This is a genomic window from Thermogemmatispora onikobensis (genome assembly GCF_001748285.1).
Taxonomy (GTDB): Bacteria; Chloroflexota; Ktedonobacteria; order Ktedonobacterales; family Ktedonobacteraceae; genus Thermogemmatispora; species Thermogemmatispora onikobensis.
In genome coordinates, this window is record NZ_BDGT01000002.1 from 192861 (window position 1) to 208124 (window position 15264).

Sequence of the window (15264 nt, forward strand, 5' to 3'; positions counted from 1 at the left end):
GCCTGCTTCCGAGGTAACTGGTTTCTATGGCTCTTATCAATATCGCTACTCACGAGATCCATTGCAAAATTGTCTACTATGGCATTGGATATTGTGGGAAGACTACCAATCTGCAGTACGTGTATAAGAGCATTAATCCCGCTATCCGCGGCGAGATGCTCTCTATCGCGACTGAGACCGAGCGCACGCTCTTTTTCGATTTCCTCCCCCTCGACCTCGGTACTGTGCATGGTTTCCGCACTCGCTTCCATCTCTATACGGTGCCCGGGCAGATTCTCTATGAGCGTACTCGCCTGGCTGTCCTCAATGGCGCCGATGGAATCGTCTTTGTGGTCGATTCGCAAGCGGAAAAGTTTGAGGAGAACGTCCAGAGCATCGCCGAGCTGGAGATGTATATGCGTCGTCTCGGCAAGGATCTCGGCCATTTCCCCTTCGTGATGCAGTGGAATAAGCGTGATCTCCCCTCGGCTCTGCCTGTCCACGTGCTTGATCGCTACCTGAATCGCCGGCGGGTGCCTGCCTTCGAGGCGGTGGCTTCCAGTGGCATCGGGGTCTTTGCGACCCTGCGTGCGATTAGTAAGAGTGTGATCGCCCAGCTCTAGCCGCTTGACCGGGCGGTTGGCTTCTCTGTCTTGCCTGGCCCTGGTCAGGTCTGGCTCTCGAACATTGGCTGCCGGCAGCCGGGTGCGTGCTCGCCTGGTGACGCTTATCGGGTGGATAGAGCGAGGGGGATGAGGTGAGTGGCGCCGGGCAAGGGCAAGCAGCTCTGCCACTGCTTGATCTTGTCCCTGCTTGATCGATGTTATCCCAGATGCGCATCTATGGCTTCGATTTCACCAGTGCTCCCTGCCGTCGCAAGCCGATTGTCATGGCTATTGGCCAGCTAGAGGGCAGGAAGCTCACTCTTCTTGGCCTCAAAGACTGCTCCGACTGGCCTGCCTTCGAAGCCTCTCTGCGTCTTCCTGGTCCCTGGTTGGCGGCCATTGATCTCCCTTTGGGTCTGCCCGCCGTGGTCGTGAATGCGCTCGGCTGGCCAACAGCCTGGGCGAACTATGTGACGCTGGCGGCGCGGCTGGAACTGCCCACCTTTCTGGCGCAGCTCCAGCGCTATAGTGACGGGCAGCCCCCCGGTCAGAAGTTACCACGCCGGCCTACCGATGTTCTGGCTCAGGCGCGCAGTCCCCTGATGCGTCAGCGCGTGCCGTTGGCCCGCATGTTCTGGCAGGGGGCGCCGCGTCTCCTGGCGAGTGGCGCCTGTCTGCTGCCCTGTCATCCGACGGAGACCGGGCGCTGTATCCTGGAAGGCTATCCCGCCCTGGTGGCGCGGCGCTGGCTCAGGAGCCGGCCCTACAAAGGCGAGGGCCGAGGGCAGAATACTCTCGCCTCGCGCCAGGCCAGGGCCGATCTACTGAGGGCACTGACCTCTTCTCAATTAACCCAGAGCTATGACCTGACGCTTGTTCTCCCAGCTGCCTATCGATCCGCCTGTCTGGATGATGAGCGTGGCGATCATCTCGATGCTCTCCTCTGCGCTATTCAGGCTGCCTGGGCAGCTCGGGCCAGTGGAGCCGTGAGCGCTGACACCTCCCGACAACTCCGAGAGCGTCTGAGTGCCCTGCTACCTGTCGACTGCAATCCCGACGAGGGCTGGATCTACGACCCCGCGCTTCTCTTGTCGCCTGCCCTCTCGTTCTCGTCGACGGATCGTCCCCCTTGCAGTCTTAGCCCCGGTTCAGAGCAAGACGCTAATAATCCCGGCCAGGGTCACAATCACGCCGATGATGGCGGTCAATGAGGGGATCTCATGCAGCCAGAGAATGCCGAGCAGAATGCCGCCAGTCACCTCCTGTGTGGCGATCAGATTGGCATAAGTAGCATGCAGCGTCCGTAGCGAGGCGTTGTAGAGCGTGTGCCCCAAACCGAGGGGCAGGACTCCCAAAGCAATCACTGCCCCCAGAGCTGGTAGTGGATAAGCATGGCGGAAGGCGAAGTAGAGCGTGAGCGGCAGCAGCCAAAGCGCTGCCAGCCCATAGACATAGAAGGTATAGCGAAAGAGCGGGTGACGATCCCGTTCGCCACGCCCGGCGATCGAATAGATCCCATAGCAGATAGCCGAGAGAAGAGCCAGGCCATCCCCCAGGAGCATACAGTGGCCTTCTTGAGGCTGACAAGCGGTATAGTGTGGCTCAAAACCAGCCATAAAAGCCACGCCGATCACTGCCACCGCGATACCGATATACTTGCGTAATGGCAGCGCCTCGCGCAGCACCAGGGCAGAGAAGAGCGCCACAAAGATTGGCGAGGTATAGACAATGGCCAGCGAGTGAGCAATCGTGGTAAAGCTCAGCGAGGCGATGTAAAAAATAAAGTGCAGAGCTGTTACCAGCCCATAGAGCAAGAAGCGCGGAAACTCTCGCCACCTCAACAACAGCGACTGACGTGTTACCAACCCCAGTACCAACACGAGCAGAGCGGCAATTGCCAGGCGCCAGAAGGCGATTTCGACCGAAGTAAAGGGGGCGGCAAGACGAATAAAGACGGGACTTGTTGAAAAAAAGAGCACTGCCAGGCAGGCGTAGAGCAGACCCTGCCAGGCGCGGTGTTCTGGGATGACGTCAGTGGGGACAGTAGTGTCGGTGTCGATCTCTTGGGAGGAATGGGACTGCATCAAGCTCCTCCTAGCGTGGTCCACGCCCGGTCGGTCAGGCAGCGTGGAGTGAGGCTGGACCTTCCACGAGGCTGAACGAGCGGGTGAGTGAGGACAGACGATCAGGCCGGCTGCAGACATACAGACAGCCCAGACTGCTGGCCATCGGTCTACCGTTTGTTGACAGCCTATCGGCTGTCTGGCGCTCACCAGGCGCGCCGGCCCTTCTTTCGTCGGACAAAGCTGAGCGAGGTTTGGCAGGGCTAGAATGGCTCGACCCACTGCCAGCGCTCGCTCAGGCGCTGTCAGTACTCTGAGCATGCCAGCGCCGCTGACTCTCAGCGTGCCCTGAGAAGCTAGGGACGGAGAGTTGCAATCAGGCGTTTTGGATAGAAGAGGAGGTCGATCCCATCGATGGGGTTGCGCACCAGCACATCGGCGGCTTGCAAAGCCTCGCGCGCCACCCCCTCGGGTCCCAAGACCGCCACCCCGATGGCAGCTCGGCGCAGCATTCCTGCATCGTTGACGCCATTGCCGAAGGCGATCACATTGGCCGGACCTAGCTCCTCAACATAGCGAGTCTTCTCCTCGCCTGTATCGATCACATGCAGCGGCAGGCCCAGGCTGTGCTCCAGGGCAGCGACCTGCCCATGCGTCGCCGCTGTGAGCAGATGGATAGAGAGAAAGCTGGTCAGACGCTTCAAGCGGCTCACAACCTCGGGCCAGGGCTTTCCATCGAAGGCCAGCGTACCGTTGATATCAAAGACAGCATGCTTCAGTTCAATGGTCTCTCTTTGTGGAATCTCAATCCTGATCATCTCTCTCAACCACTAAGCATCATGGCGCTCAGAGAATGAGAAGGCTGGCCGCTGTCAGAGTGGTCGCCCTCGGCTCGGCTCGGCTCGGCTCGGCTCGGCACCAAAGCGGCGAGGCAAAAGCTGGAGCGGCGGCCAGGTAAACCAACTGGTCGGCGACAAGGAGAGCGATTCGGACTCAACCCCAGTCGCTATGCAGCAGAGCAGCCCCGCTCTCGGGCGGGGCACTCTTGTGCAAGCCTGGTCGATCTCTTCCTCGCTCGCTGACCCCTCCTGGTAGCGGGGCACGAGAAGAGACACCCCCACCATCCCATCCCACTCGGCTGAGAAGCGAGCCAGCTGCTACGAACGGCAGACATCCCCTACAGCCATCCGGTTGAACGGACGGGAGAGGTAGTCAACCTGGTGTGGTGACCACGGCAGCCATCAAGTCCAGTTTGCTCGGGCCTTCCGTCCTCTCTATCTGCAAGGCAGGCCAGGCATCGAGAATAATAAGTCGGCTGGCAGCCCTTCTTGTCCAGGCAGATAGAGAAGCAAACCGACGGATAGGGCCGTCCGCACCTCGCAGCCGCTGCAATCTTATGGCCCTATCTCGGCAAATGGCCCCTCACGGCGGGTGACCATCTCCAGCAGGGCCTGCAAGCCCTCCCGAGCGCCGCGACGCTGGGCCATGCTCAAATTTGTCGCTGCCTGAAACTCATCCTCGTCCAGCACCTGTGCCCTTCCCTGGCGGTCAACCCAGACGTCGAGCAAAAGATCAACCTGCTCAATACGGTCATCGTGAATCACCGCGGGCTCGGCGATGTTGCAATACCAACCCTTGCGCTCACCATCCTTCCCTGCGATTGCGAAGATGTTGAACCAGCGATCAGTATAATAATACTCTGTAAAGCAGTCGCCCGTTTCGAAGCGCGTGTAGCCAAGGTCGCGATCGGGCCACGTCCAGAAGGCACGGAGGATGCAAATACGCGAGGTGGCAGCGAGCACTTCACCCTGGTAGGAGAAGAGCGCCTCACCTTGCGGATTTTTCTTAATAACGGTGATCATCTGCTGCGCTCCCCGTGGCAATCCCAGACGGGCCAGACCACTGCCGGCGTGACTCATCCATCCTGGGAGAAGGGTAGCAGCAAGAGCCGGCCTTGTCAAGTGGCGAGTGCCACATGAGAAAGAGACTCAAGCGTAACTAAAAGAAACGAAATAGCAAAAGATTTCGTGTTTGCAAAAACATAGGAATCTAATGAAACTGAGCAATGCCGATCGGCGCAGCAGAGCGCTCACCTCCTCATCGGGCGCTCTTGTCCAGATCAGCAAGCACGCATTCGGCCTCCAGCTGAACGGTTTTGCCCTACTCGCTTGCTATGCTATACTGACAGCGTATGCTGAGTCTTGATTTACTGCGTCAGCAACCCGAGCTTGTACGGAAAGGACTGCAGAAACGCCGGGTCAGTGTGGCGCTCGAAGAGATCGAGCGTCTGGCCGAGCAGCGTGATGGCCTTGCCAGGCGCTGTGAAGGACTCTACGGGTCGCTCAAGAATCTGCGTGAGCAATGCCGGGCGGCTGCTGCCAGTCGGCGCGCCGGACTTGAACAGCAGATCACGCGCCTCGAAGAGGAGATCCGCGCGCTGGAGTTGCAGATTGCTGACCTGGAGACGCGCCTGCGCCTGTCGCTCTTGCCGTTGCCCAATCTGCCCCATTCTGATGTGCCCACTGGCTTCCTGCGTTCGGCTAATCGCGAGCTACGCCGCTGGGGCGTCCCAATGAGCTTCTACTTCTCTCCTCGCTCGTACCGCGAGCTAGGCAGTGGGCTGGGCCTCATCGACAGCGTTGCCGGCAGTCGTCTGAGCGGCAGTCAATTTATGGTCATAAGCGGCCCGGGAGCCAGGCTGCTGCGGGCGCTGGTGACCTTTGCCCTTGACTTCTTCACCCAAGAATGGACCTACAGAGAGGTCCAGCTCCCGCTCCTGATGAAGTATGGTGCTCTGCTGGCCGCCGGGCAGTTTCCTCCTCTGGAGTCCCAGAGCTATAGCTGTCAGGCGGATGAGCTCTATCTCAACCCGGGGGGAGCACCGTCCCTGGTGAATCTCTACAGTAATACGGTCCTCACCGCTGAGAGCTTGCCCTTGCGCCTGGTGACCTGGACCCCAGTCTTTCACCGCGATGGAGGCTCATCCTCACTTCCTCCCAGTGCAGCGCGCCTGCCCTGGCACCAGCTCAGCGAGGTGCAACTGCTCTTGTTAGTGACCCCGCAGGAGTCATACACAGTCTTACAAACACTGTTGTTACAAATCGAAACACTGTTGCAGCGTCTGGAACTGGCCTACCGGGTCGTCATGCTCTGTAGCGGCCAATTGCCCTTTGCCTCCGCGATGACCCTGACGGTCGAAGCCTGGCTACCGGCCCAGCGGCGCTTTCTCCCCCTGGCCGCCGTCAGCAATTACGAAGGCTTTCAGACGCGCCGCGCCAATATCCTCTATCGAACCCCCGGCGGCCAGATCGACTACCCCCATAGCCTGGGCGCCTGTGCCCTGAGCATTGAGCAGGCGGTGGCCGCCATTCTGGAGGTCTACCAGCAGGCCGATGGCAGCGTGGTGGTGCCGAAAATACTCCGCCCCATGATGGGCCTCTCCCTGCTCACTTCCCAGTGAACGCGATTCTAACAAATGTTTGTTCTCGCCATGACAAAGTGTCTACGATGTGAGCGATCCTTGTTGTGCAATGCATGAGACAATGACCCAAATGGTATGCTCGCAGCGGCCCAAACCTTCCAAATTGAAACCGGTTGTGGTAAACTATCTAGCGGAGGGGTGGCAGAGCGGTCGAATGCAGCCGTCTTGAAAACGGCCGGGCGATGAGCCCCGGGGGTTCGAATCCCCCCCCCTCCGCTCTGCGTTGATCAATAGCGGCTGGTCTGTATCCATAGCCCGGGGGGGACTGTGGGAACAGCGCGATTTTGTCTTTGGGCGGCTGGGCCTCGTGGAGAGCGAGGATCATACTCACGCTGTCGAACAAGGTCGTTTGACGCCAACGCTGCTCAACGTTGTTGAATTTGACTCGGGTCGTATTCTGTTTGTAGATATTGCTGATGTCTCTCACGCATGCCGTGCTTGCTGGAGACGAGAAGCGCATATACACACGCGCACGCACGCATACGCGCAGCAGGGGCATTGTGACAGGCGGTGAATTACTGTGTCTACGGTGAGTTTTGCGACGACGTTAGATCGGGTCAATCTGGCTGATCTCTTGCGGCGCCTGGAGGCCCATGAGAAGAGCGGCATGCTGGTGGTGAAGCAGGGTGCTCTCTGGGTGGAGCTGTACTTCAGTCAGGGGCGCTTGCTCTGTATCGGCCCAGTGCGTGCTCAGCTGACACTGGGCGACCGCCTGCTGCAGGCGGGAGTGATCTCCCAGGCTGCTCTATCCAAGGCGATGGCGGTCCTGCGGGAACGCGGTGAGGAGCCTGGCGAGACTCGCGTTGCTCTCATCCTGATGGAACTGGGCTATGCTACACGCGAGCAATTGCGGGCCTGGGCCGCGCGAGAGGCCTCGCGCGTGCTGGAGGTCCTCCTCTCGTGGCGCTCTGGTGAGGTGTATTTCGAAGAGGGGCGCACGCCTCCTCCCTCGCGCTTACTGGTCTCTCTCTCCCCTTCTGCTCTCTTGCCCGCTCATCAGCCTGCCCCAGCATCGACGTCGCAGCTTGCCCAGAGCCAGGCGCCGTCTTCTCTGGCCAGTCCCGCCCCCGCACCGGCCCCTGCTCATCCTGGCTCTCTGCCTTCTTCTCAGGTATCCTATGAGCAGCCGTTGTTGTCACAACCCCTGCCTCCTCTGTCACAGCAAGCCCAGCCTCAGCCTCAGCCGCTGCAATCAGTGGCTCACGAGCAGGTACTCCAGGCACAGGGGCAGCTCTCCCAGCAGCTTCCCCCGACTTCCCAGCCGCGCGTGACGCAGGCGTTGCCGGAGACAGGGGCTGCTCCTCAGCGCCAGGAGCGTGGGCGCCTTGATCTGAGCTCGCTCTTTGATCCAGATGCTCTGGCCCGCCTCTCGGCGGTGGCTGCTGCTGCTCCCTCTTCCTCCGGCTCCTCGCTCACTGCGCCGGAAGCGGCAGCTGCTCAATGGCAGCCTTCTGCTGCTCAGCCGGCCACCTCAACCACTGGTGCGCTGGCTAACCTGCCGGCTCCTCGCCCGATTACGACCTCTTACACGCCGCGGCGCCTCGATGCCTCTTTTATCCATCCCGAGGCCAGGCTGACGCCGCCTGATCTGCAGGCCCTGCGTTCTGGCAACGTCGAGATTCCTCTCACGCCTGATGAGTGGCGCGTCTTTGGCTGTATTACTGGAGAGGCAACACCGCTGCAGATTGCTCAGCATCTGGGAATGCCGCTGGAGCAGGTCTACGTGGTGATTGGGGAGTTGATGGCCCTGGGTCTGATCCAGCATCCTTACCACATGCAGTCGCAGTTGCATTCCCCTGTTCAGGAGTTTTCGCCTGCCGCTCTGCCTCCAATGGCCGACCCCTCTGCCCCGCTTTCGCAGATGTCCAGCTCGCCAGCCTGGATGCCTGCCCAGGCCCAAGCGTGGCCAGCTCCGCCTCAGACTCCCCAGGTCACGGGTGCCTTCGCGCCCGCGCCCGCTTCTGCTTCGGTCCCGCAGTCTCCGATCTATGTGGAGACCGAATCGCAATGGGGGAATGGGGGCAATGGGGCCCGCTTCATCGTGGGGCGTGGCTGGGGTGTCCAGCCAACACGACCGCTCTCGCCCGGCGGTTCCGCCCAGTCCCCGTATCCCGCCTCAGTGCCCGTTGGGGGCTCCCAGCCCGGCAGGTAGCCGAGAGCAGGTGAGCAGCGTGGGAGGGGCCGCCGTCGGGAAAAGGGTCCTCATCAGCAATGAGGCCGCCTGGCCGCGTGGCCGTGGCTGCTCTCACTCCGGACAATGGCAGTTCCCCTGGCCACCGGGCCTGGCTCCAGGACAGGCCCCAGTTGTGGCCTCCTAGTGGACTGAACTGGAATGGAAGGGTGGGGACGATGTCGCAGGGTTCAGATCCTCATGATGGCTCTCAGCCGCTAGCAGGCTCACCTGCGGTGCAGGAGGATGAGGCGCTGCTGACCGAGTTAGAGCGCTTCGGCCTGGTCATTGGGCGTAGCCAGCCAATGCGCCAGATCGCCACGCTCATCCGTCAGGTGGCAGCTTTCCCAACCACGACAGTCTTGCTGCAGGGAGAGAGCGGTACTGGTAAAGAGGTCGTTGCCTACGCGATCCATGCCCTCAGCGGCGGTTCCGCGCGCCAGTTTGTTGCCATTAATTGCGCTGCCATTCCCGAAACCTTGTTAGAGACGGAACTGTTCGGCGTGGAGGCCGGCGCCTACACCGACGCCCGGGTCACACGCGACGGCTATCTCGCGCGGGCCGATGGGGGCACGCTCTTTCTCGACGAGATCGCTTCGATGCCCCTCGTCCTCCAATCCAAGCTCTTACGCTTCTTGGAAACGCGCTCTTTCCGCCGTGTTGGGGGCACCACCGAGGTTCAGGTCCGTCTGCGCGTGATTTCGGCCTCTAACATCGATCTAGCGACGGCTGTGACCCGTAAGGAGTTCCGTGAAGATCTCTTCTATCGCCTGAAGGTCTTCACCATTCATATTCCCCCCCTGCGTGAGCATCCTGAAGACATTGTCCCGCTGGTCGAGTACTTTTTACGTCAGCAGCCGGGAAGAGAAGACCGGCCCCTGCGTCTCAGTCCCGAGGCCCTGGCCCTCTTGGAACGCTACAGCTGGCCTGGCAATGTGCGCGAGCTGCGCAGTGTCGTCCAATATGGCCAGATTATGTGTGAGGGCGATGAGATTCGGGTGGAACATCTCCCAGCCTATTTGCAGTCTGCCTGCAGCAGTGCTCTGCAGCGCCTGCTGGAACTCAAAGAGCAGCTCCATTTGCCCCCGGAAGGGCTGCCCCTGGAGGAGTTCCTGGCTGAGATCGAGCAGCGTTTCATCTGTGAGGCCCTGGAGCGCTGCAACTATAACCAGGTGCGGGCAGCTGCCCTGCTGGGCCTCTCGCGAGATCAGCTGCGCTACCGCCTGGCACGGATTGGCCCGCGGAGGGGGCAACAGCGTCGTCAGAGCACGGGGGCCAGGTGGCCAGGCCCGCGCTCCGACTGAGTTGAGGCTCTGCACTCGGAAGCTGCTCGTTTGGTTACTCCTCTGGCCAATCGAGCATGAGAGCCTGGGCTCTCTCCCCGGGCTTGAGGGTCTTACCCCCTTCCGGTACTATCACCAGGGCATTGGCGTTGAGCAGCGAGGTAGTAATGTGTGACCCCTGGGGGCCGGTAGTTCGTGCCACGAAGTGGCCCCCTTCCCAGCGTACATGCGCCCGTACATAATGACGGCGCGGCGTGCGCTCGCTGACGCCATCCTCGACTGTGACCTCTACCAGCGGACGATGCAGGCGGTGGTGCCCTAGCAGCTTACGGATCAGTGGCCGCCCAAAAAGCTCGAAGGTCACTGCGGCTGAGACCGGGTTGCCGGGCAGCCCGAGCAGGGGGACCTGCCCAATACGCCCGAAAGCCAGCGGCTTGCCAGGGCGCATGTTAATTTGCCAGAAGTCGATGGCTCCCTGCTCATTCATGATGCGCTTGACCAGGTCGAACTCGCCAACAGAGACGCCTCCCGAGGTAATGATGAGGTCATGTTGCATAGCCTGACTAAAGATTTGGCGCAGGCTCTCCTCGGTATCGCGCGCCACACCCAGGCGCAGGGCTTCAGCTCCGGCCCGGCGCACAGCCGCCTCCAGCAAATACCCGTTACTGTTGCGAATCTTGCCCGGCTGCAGTGGCTCGTCCACATCGATAAGCTCGTCTCCGGTGCTGACAATCGCGACACGGGGGCGGCGAATGACCTGCACACGGGCCTGCCCCACCGTTGCCAGAACACCGATCTCCCACGGACCGATCTCGCTTCCCTGGCTCAGCACACGCTGCCCGCGGCGGATATCCTCGCCCGCGGCGCGAATATTGTTTCCCGGCGCTACCTCCTGGAGGATCTCGACCCAACTGCGATCGGCAGGATCACTGCGCGTCAGCTCGATCTGAATCACTGCATCGGCCCCACGCGGGAGCGGTGCGCCCGTCATGATGCGCATGGCTGTGCCCGGCTCGATGCCGTGCTCAGCTACATAGCCCGCGGCGATCGTCCCAATGACGTGCAGACGGGCCGGGCGACCGTTCTCCATGCGCGTATCCACGCTGCGCAGAGCATAGCCATCCATTGCCGAGTTAGCGAAGGGCGGAAGATCTTCCTGGGCTACAACGTCCTCGGCAAGCACCAGCCCTGTGGCTTCCGCCAGCGCGACGGTGATCACTGGTAGCGGCTGAATCGCGGCCAGCATGCGCTCTTGCGCTTCCTCTACACTGATCATAGGCTCTCTCTTCCTTTGCTCTGTCCTGGCTCGCTCCTGCCGGAGCGGATGGATGCGACAGGGCGAGCGGGGGGAACAAGACGGCCAGCAGGCTGGCTGACAAACAAGCCTGCCCAAAAGCAGAGAGCCTGGCAAACCAGCATGAGAGGAAGGTCTGCCAGGCTCTCCCAACGATTGCCCTTGGTACCTCGTACGGGATTCGAACCCGTGATCTCCGCCTTGAAAGAGCGGCGTCCTAGTCCGCTAGACGAACGAGGCCCGACGACCGCTGCGCGACAGCGTCTGAGAAGGCGCTGAGATGCTCTCGCACAAGCGTCATCTGGATTGTACTGTATCTGGCTCATTTTGTCAAGCGGCTTTTGACAGCTGTCTCCGCCAAGCTGCTCAGGACTGGCGAGCGCTGACCGCCGACCAGTGCCATTGCTGAGGACAGGTGTAGTCGAGGACAGCGACAGTGCCAGGCCCGGCGATGGCCACCACGACGAACTGGGGAACGCTCGATCCCTGCAGCTGGTTCGCCCGATCAGGGAGCTGGAGACCGATGCCATCCAGCTCGTGAATGTGAGCGATGGTTGCCTCAACGGTGGCCAGCTGACGCAGAATAACAGTAACACTGAAGCTGAGACTGTGGTCATGGGCGTCGATGGCCACAAAGCGCGGAATAATGGTATCCTGGGCGTTGCGAAAAGGATCTTGAAAGGTAAAGTCGGTCTTGTAGGGATTGTCAGGAGTGGCGCGCAGGTAGGCATAGGCCTCGGCGCAAAGGTGATACTTGTAGGCACTGTTGGGACTGCGTACGAGCTGAACACGCGGGGCAGGAAGACGCCTGGGCGCCAGACTGGGGCCGAGCTGGTGGATCAGGACCAGCACACCTATCAGCAAGACCGCCGCTGCCAGCGGCAGAAGTAGAAGCCCTAATTGCCAACGCTGCGTCATGGCCTCTCTCCCTTCCCGGGGCCGGAAGGCAAAACTGACCTGGTCCGGCGCCTCCCTTCCTGGCAAGGAAGAGGGTCAATGTGGCCCTGTCCGAGGCCCGAGGCTTGCCACCAGCTTGCCCTGCTCGGCCTCTCGCTTCTCCCGTCAGATTCCATAGGGAGATTGATATCTATCTATCGACCAGACTGGGAAGAGCGCGGGCGTGAGCGAGCAAGCGTTTTTGATGATGGAGCGGGAGCAGGGGCCTGGGAGGTCCCGGCCTCCAATTCAGGCTCCGGTTCCAGCAGCCTGGCCAGGCTAATCAGGAAGGCGACCAGGATCAAGACATGGAGAACGGTACACCAGAGACAAATGGCATGCAGGCGGACCAGCTCGACATAGATCAGGTAGAGCACAGTGACCATTCCGGCCAGCGACCAGAGGAACTGAGCGGGACGAAGCCAGCCAGGCTCTGTGGAGCGTAGCAGGCTCACCAGCGCCAGCCCGGCCAGGATCAGGCACCAGCCAAGGCCAGGGAGCGAGATAGGGAGCGTTGTCCCGGGCACCACCGCGTAGCTGCTGCTGAGCACATGTGCGCAATCAATAGCGCCCGAGGCCGGGCAGACCAGCGGCGCATCTTGATAATGCACGATGGTCAGGTAAATGGCGTCTCCCATGCCCACCAATGCGAGCAAAAGCACCAGGAGCTGCAAGCCTGCACGTCGTAGTAACAGTTCCATCAAGTCAGACTCTTCGATACAAAATCGGTGACAACAGCACTCTCTGTAGAGAGGATACTGCGCGGCTTCCCCTCTGTCAAGGGCTAACCCTGTGCTACAATAGAGGTGGCCTCTCACAGCTCTGGCTGCGAGGGTGCTGTTCTGTGTCTGTGCTACTTACTGAATTAGAGGATACCGAGATGGGGCAGCGCATCGTTCAGGTCGACGCTTTTACTGATCGTCCTTTCGCCGGCAATCCAGCAGCAGTCTGCGTCTTAGCGGAGCCGCGTGATGAACGCTGGATGCAGCTCGTCGCACGCGAGATGAATCTCTCAGAAACGGCTTTTCTGTTCCCAGAAGGAGACGGTTATCGCCTGCGCTGGTTTACGCCGACAGTCGAGGTTGATCTCTGTGGCCACGCCACACTGGCCAGCGCTCATGTTCTCTGGGAAGAGGAGCTATTGCGACCAGATGAGACAGCCCGTTTTTATACGCGCAGCGGCCTCTTAAGCGCTCGCCGTCTGGACGGCTGGATCGAGATGAATTTCCCAGCTACGCCGGCCACAGCCGTTCCCCCACCGCCGGGCCTGAACGAAGCCTTGGGGGTGACGCCGCGTCTGGTCGCCAAGAATCAATTCGACTATCTGGTTGAGCTAGAGAGCGAGGAGGAGGTGCGCGCTCTCCAACCGGACCTGACTCGTCTGCTGACCATTCCTGCTCGAGGGTTCATCGTGACCAGCCGGGCCAGCGGCCAGGAGTATGATTTTGTCTCACGCGTCTTTGCGCCCGCTGTCGGGGTGAATGAGGACCCGGTCACCGGTTCTGCTCACTGTACGCTGGCGCCTTTCTGGTCTAGCCGCCTCGGGAGTCCGGCGCTGACGGGCTACCAGGCGTCTGCTCGCGGCGGCCTGGTGCGTGTCCGTCTGGCGGGAGAGCGCGTCTTTCTCAGCGGCCAGGCGGTCACAGTGCTGCGCGCCGAGTGCTCTTTCTAATGGAAGGGAGGCCGCCAGAGGAGCCGCTGGCACCCTCGCTGCTCTGACTGAAGGAAGGGAAGAATGCTGAGCGCTCCACCGGTTCAGCTGGCCTAGCGAAAGACATAGCCCACGCCGCGCACAGTCTGAATCAGCTTAGGAGAAGCCGGGTCCTCTTCTAATTTCTCGCGCAACCAGCGGATGTGAACGTCGACGGTGCGGGTGTCGCCAGCGTAGTCGTAGCCCCAGACATGGTGCAAGAGTTGATCACGGGTCAGCACCGTTCCACGATTGCGCACGAGATAGACCAGGAGATCGAATTGCTTTGGCTGCATTTCGATCTCCTGATCACGGCACCAGACCCGTCGCCCGGGCAAGTCGATGCGCACAGGGCCAGCGACCAGCTCCCGTGTACTGCGCCGTGGCTGAGCTGTAGCCTCTTGGGGCGAGCTGCCCCCTTCAGGCGGCACCTGCGTCACGGGATAGGCGGCCCGACGCAATAAAGCACGCACTCGTGCAAGCAGTTCACGACGCCCGAAGGGTTTGGTCACATAGTCGTCGGCCCCCACCTCAAGCCCTACCACCCTGTCGATCTCCTCCCCACGCGCCGTCAGAAGCATAATCGCTGTGGTGGCTGTGGCCGGCTCCCGTCGGAGCTGCCGGCAGACCTCCAGTCCGTCGATCTCTGGCAGCATGATGTCCAGGATGATCAGCTGCGGTCGCTCGCGGCGTGCTAGCTCCAGTGCAGCTCTGCCATCGAGGGCTGTGAACACCTGATAGCCTTCCTGCTCCAGACTGTAGGCGATGGCCTCAACAAGCACTTCTTCGTCATCGACCACCAGGATCTTCTCACGTTGACCTCTGATCATAGTGACGCTCTCACCCTTAACTGAAGCGCCCGCTAATGTAGTCCTCTGTCTCTCGCCGCCGCGGTCGCTTGAATAGCTCGCTAGTCGGTCCATATTCGATCAAGCTGCCATTGAGGAAGAAGCCGGTGTATTGGGAGATGCGTGCAGCTTGCGACATATTATGCGTGACGATGACGATGGTATATTCCTTGCTGATCGAGAGCAGCAGCTCCTCGATCTTGAGCGTGGCGATGGGATCGAGGGCTGAGCATGGTTCATCAAGCAAGAGCACCTCGGGGTGCAGAGCCAGGGCCCGGGCGATGCAGAGCCGCTGTTGCTGGCCGCCTGAGAGGCCCAGCGCGGAGGCCTTCAAGCGGTCCTTGACTTCGTCCCAGAGCGCTGCGGCTCGTAGACTACGCTCAACTTCCTCGTGGATCTGCCGACGCGACTTTCTCTGAATGCGCAGGCCGTAGGCAACGTTCTCAAAGATCGACTTTGGGAAAGGATTGGGACGCTGGAACACCATGCCGACGCGCTGCCGCAAGCGAATGACATCCGTGGCCGGATCATAGATGTTTTCGCCATCGAAGATCGCTTCGCCCTCGATGCGGGTCTCGGGAATGAGATCGCTCATGCGATTGAGCGTGCGCAGAAAGGTGGATTTCCCACAGCCCGATGGCCCGATCAGGGCGGTAATCTGCCGCTGGCGAAGCGGGAGCGAGACATCGAAAAGCACCTGGCGTGTCCCGTAGTAGAAATTCAGGTGTCTGACGTCTATTGCAAGGCCGGCGTTTTGGTCCAGTGGCTGACCCGGCTCAACAGCTCCCAGGGCGTGACTCTGCCTGAAATCGACAGGGGGCGTCTCGGATGGCTGGCTGGCGAGACGCCCCTCTGTCGCTGGCAGTCGCGAGTATGGCCCACTCATATTGCTCTCCATTGCCTTTCCTCGCCACC

General features: G+C 60.8%; 14 protein-coding genes and 2 tRNA genes. 7 read left to right on the top strand and 9 right to left on the bottom strand.

What is annotated here, in order from left to right:
* Nucleotides 1-26 precede the first annotated feature (26 nt).
* Nucleotides 27-602: a GTP-binding protein gene (locus BGC09_RS01890; protein WP_069801542.1), complete on the top strand. Its 576-nt coding sequence runs from the start codon at nt 27-29 to the stop codon at nt 600-602.
* Nucleotides 603-811: 209 nt separating this feature from the next.
* Nucleotides 812-1795 (top strand): DUF429 domain-containing protein, encoded by a 984-nt coding sequence (locus BGC09_RS01895; RefSeq protein ID WP_069801544.1) that lies wholly within the window; start codon nt 812-814, stop codon nt 1793-1795.
* Here the strand turns inward: BGC09_RS01895 and BGC09_RS01900 are convergent.
* From BGC09_RS01900 to BGC09_RS01910, 3 genes are all read right to left on the bottom strand, one after another.
* Nucleotides 1733-2668 (bottom strand): DMT family transporter, encoded by a 936-nt coding sequence (locus tag BGC09_RS01900; RefSeq protein WP_069801546.1) that lies wholly within the window; start codon nt 2666-2668, stop codon nt 1733-1735. The genes BGC09_RS01895 and BGC09_RS01900 overlap by 63 nt on opposite strands.
* Nucleotides 2669-3003: 335 nt before the next feature.
* A complete protein-coding gene (locus BGC09_RS01905) occupies nt 3004-3465 on the bottom strand; it encodes an HAD family hydrolase (RefSeq protein WP_069801548.1) in 462 nt (153 codons plus the stop codon).
* 576 nt (nt 3466-4041) lie between these two features.
* Nucleotides 4042-4566 (bottom strand): ribonuclease FAU-1 family protein, encoded by a 525-nt coding sequence (locus BGC09_RS01910; RefSeq protein WP_084657835.1) that lies wholly within the window; start codon nt 4564-4566, stop codon nt 4042-4044.
* Nucleotides 4567-4838: 272 nt separating this feature from the next.
* Here BGC09_RS01910 and BGC09_RS01915 point away from each other — a divergent pair, with 272 nt between their 5' ends.
* From BGC09_RS01915 to BGC09_RS01930, 4 genes are all read left to right on the top strand, one after another.
* Nucleotides 4839-6107, top strand: a complete 1269-nt coding sequence (locus BGC09_RS01915; protein ID WP_069801552.1) for an aminoacyl--tRNA ligase-related protein — start codon at nt 4839-4841, stop codon at nt 6105-6107.
* A 153-nt stretch (nt 6108-6260) separates the two neighbouring features.
* A tRNA-Ser gene (locus tag BGC09_RS01920) sits at nt 6261-6344 on the top strand.
* 304 nt (nt 6345-6648) lie between these two features.
* Nucleotides 6649-8280, top strand: coding sequence for a DUF4388 domain-containing protein (locus tag BGC09_RS01925; protein WP_069801554.1), 1632 nt, complete (start codon nt 6649-6651; stop codon nt 8278-8280).
* 197 nt (nt 8281-8477) lie between these two features.
* On the top strand, nt 8478-9602 hold the full coding sequence (locus BGC09_RS01930; protein ID WP_069801556.1) for a sigma-54 interaction domain-containing protein: 1125 nt from the start codon (nt 8478-8480) through the stop codon (nt 9600-9602).
* 34 nt (nt 9603-9636) lie between these two features.
* Here the strand turns inward: BGC09_RS01930 and BGC09_RS01935 are convergent, their stop codons facing one another.
* From BGC09_RS01935 to BGC09_RS01950, 4 genes are all read right to left on the bottom strand, one after another.
* Entirely contained in the window at nt 9637-10857 is a 1221-nt protein-coding gene (locus BGC09_RS01935; RefSeq protein ID WP_069801558.1) for a molybdopterin molybdotransferase MoeA, read from the bottom strand.
* Nucleotides 10858-11038: 181 nt separating this feature from the next.
* Nucleotides 11039-11115: transfer RNA gene (locus tag BGC09_RS01940), tRNA-Glu, on the bottom strand.
* Nucleotides 11116-11241: 126 nt separating this feature from the next.
* Nucleotides 11242-11793, bottom strand: a complete 552-nt coding sequence (locus BGC09_RS01945) for a hypothetical protein (RefSeq protein ID WP_069801560.1) — start codon at nt 11791-11793, stop codon at nt 11242-11244.
* A 173-nt stretch (nt 11794-11966) separates the two neighbouring features.
* The gene (locus tag BGC09_RS01950) at nt 11967-12512 is read right to left on the bottom strand and encodes a vitamin K epoxide reductase family protein (protein ID WP_069801562.1); all 546 of its coding nucleotides are present in this window, start codon (nt 12510-12512) and stop codon (nt 11967-11969) included.
* Nucleotides 12513-12691: 179 nt separating this feature from the next.
* Here BGC09_RS01950 and BGC09_RS01955 point away from each other — a divergent pair, with 179 nt between their 5' ends.
* Nucleotides 12692-13483 (top strand): PhzF family phenazine biosynthesis protein, encoded by a 792-nt coding sequence (locus tag BGC09_RS01955; RefSeq protein ID WP_069801564.1) that lies wholly within the window; start codon nt 12692-12694, stop codon nt 13481-13483.
* 92 nt (nt 13484-13575) lie between these two features.
* On the opposite strand, the gene BGC09_RS01960 is transcribed toward BGC09_RS01955, so the two are convergent.
* On the bottom strand, nt 13576-14331 hold the full coding sequence (locus BGC09_RS01960; protein ID WP_069801566.1) for a response regulator transcription factor: 756 nt from the start codon (nt 14329-14331) through the stop codon (nt 13576-13578).
* A gap of 16 nt (nt 14332-14347) precedes the next feature.
* Complete coding sequence (pstB, locus tag BGC09_RS01965) at nt 14348-15247, bottom strand: phosphate ABC transporter ATP-binding protein PstB (RefSeq protein WP_084657838.1); 900 nt, start codon at nt 15245-15247, stop codon at nt 14348-14350.
* Between the last annotated feature and the right edge of the window lie 17 nt (nt 15248-15264).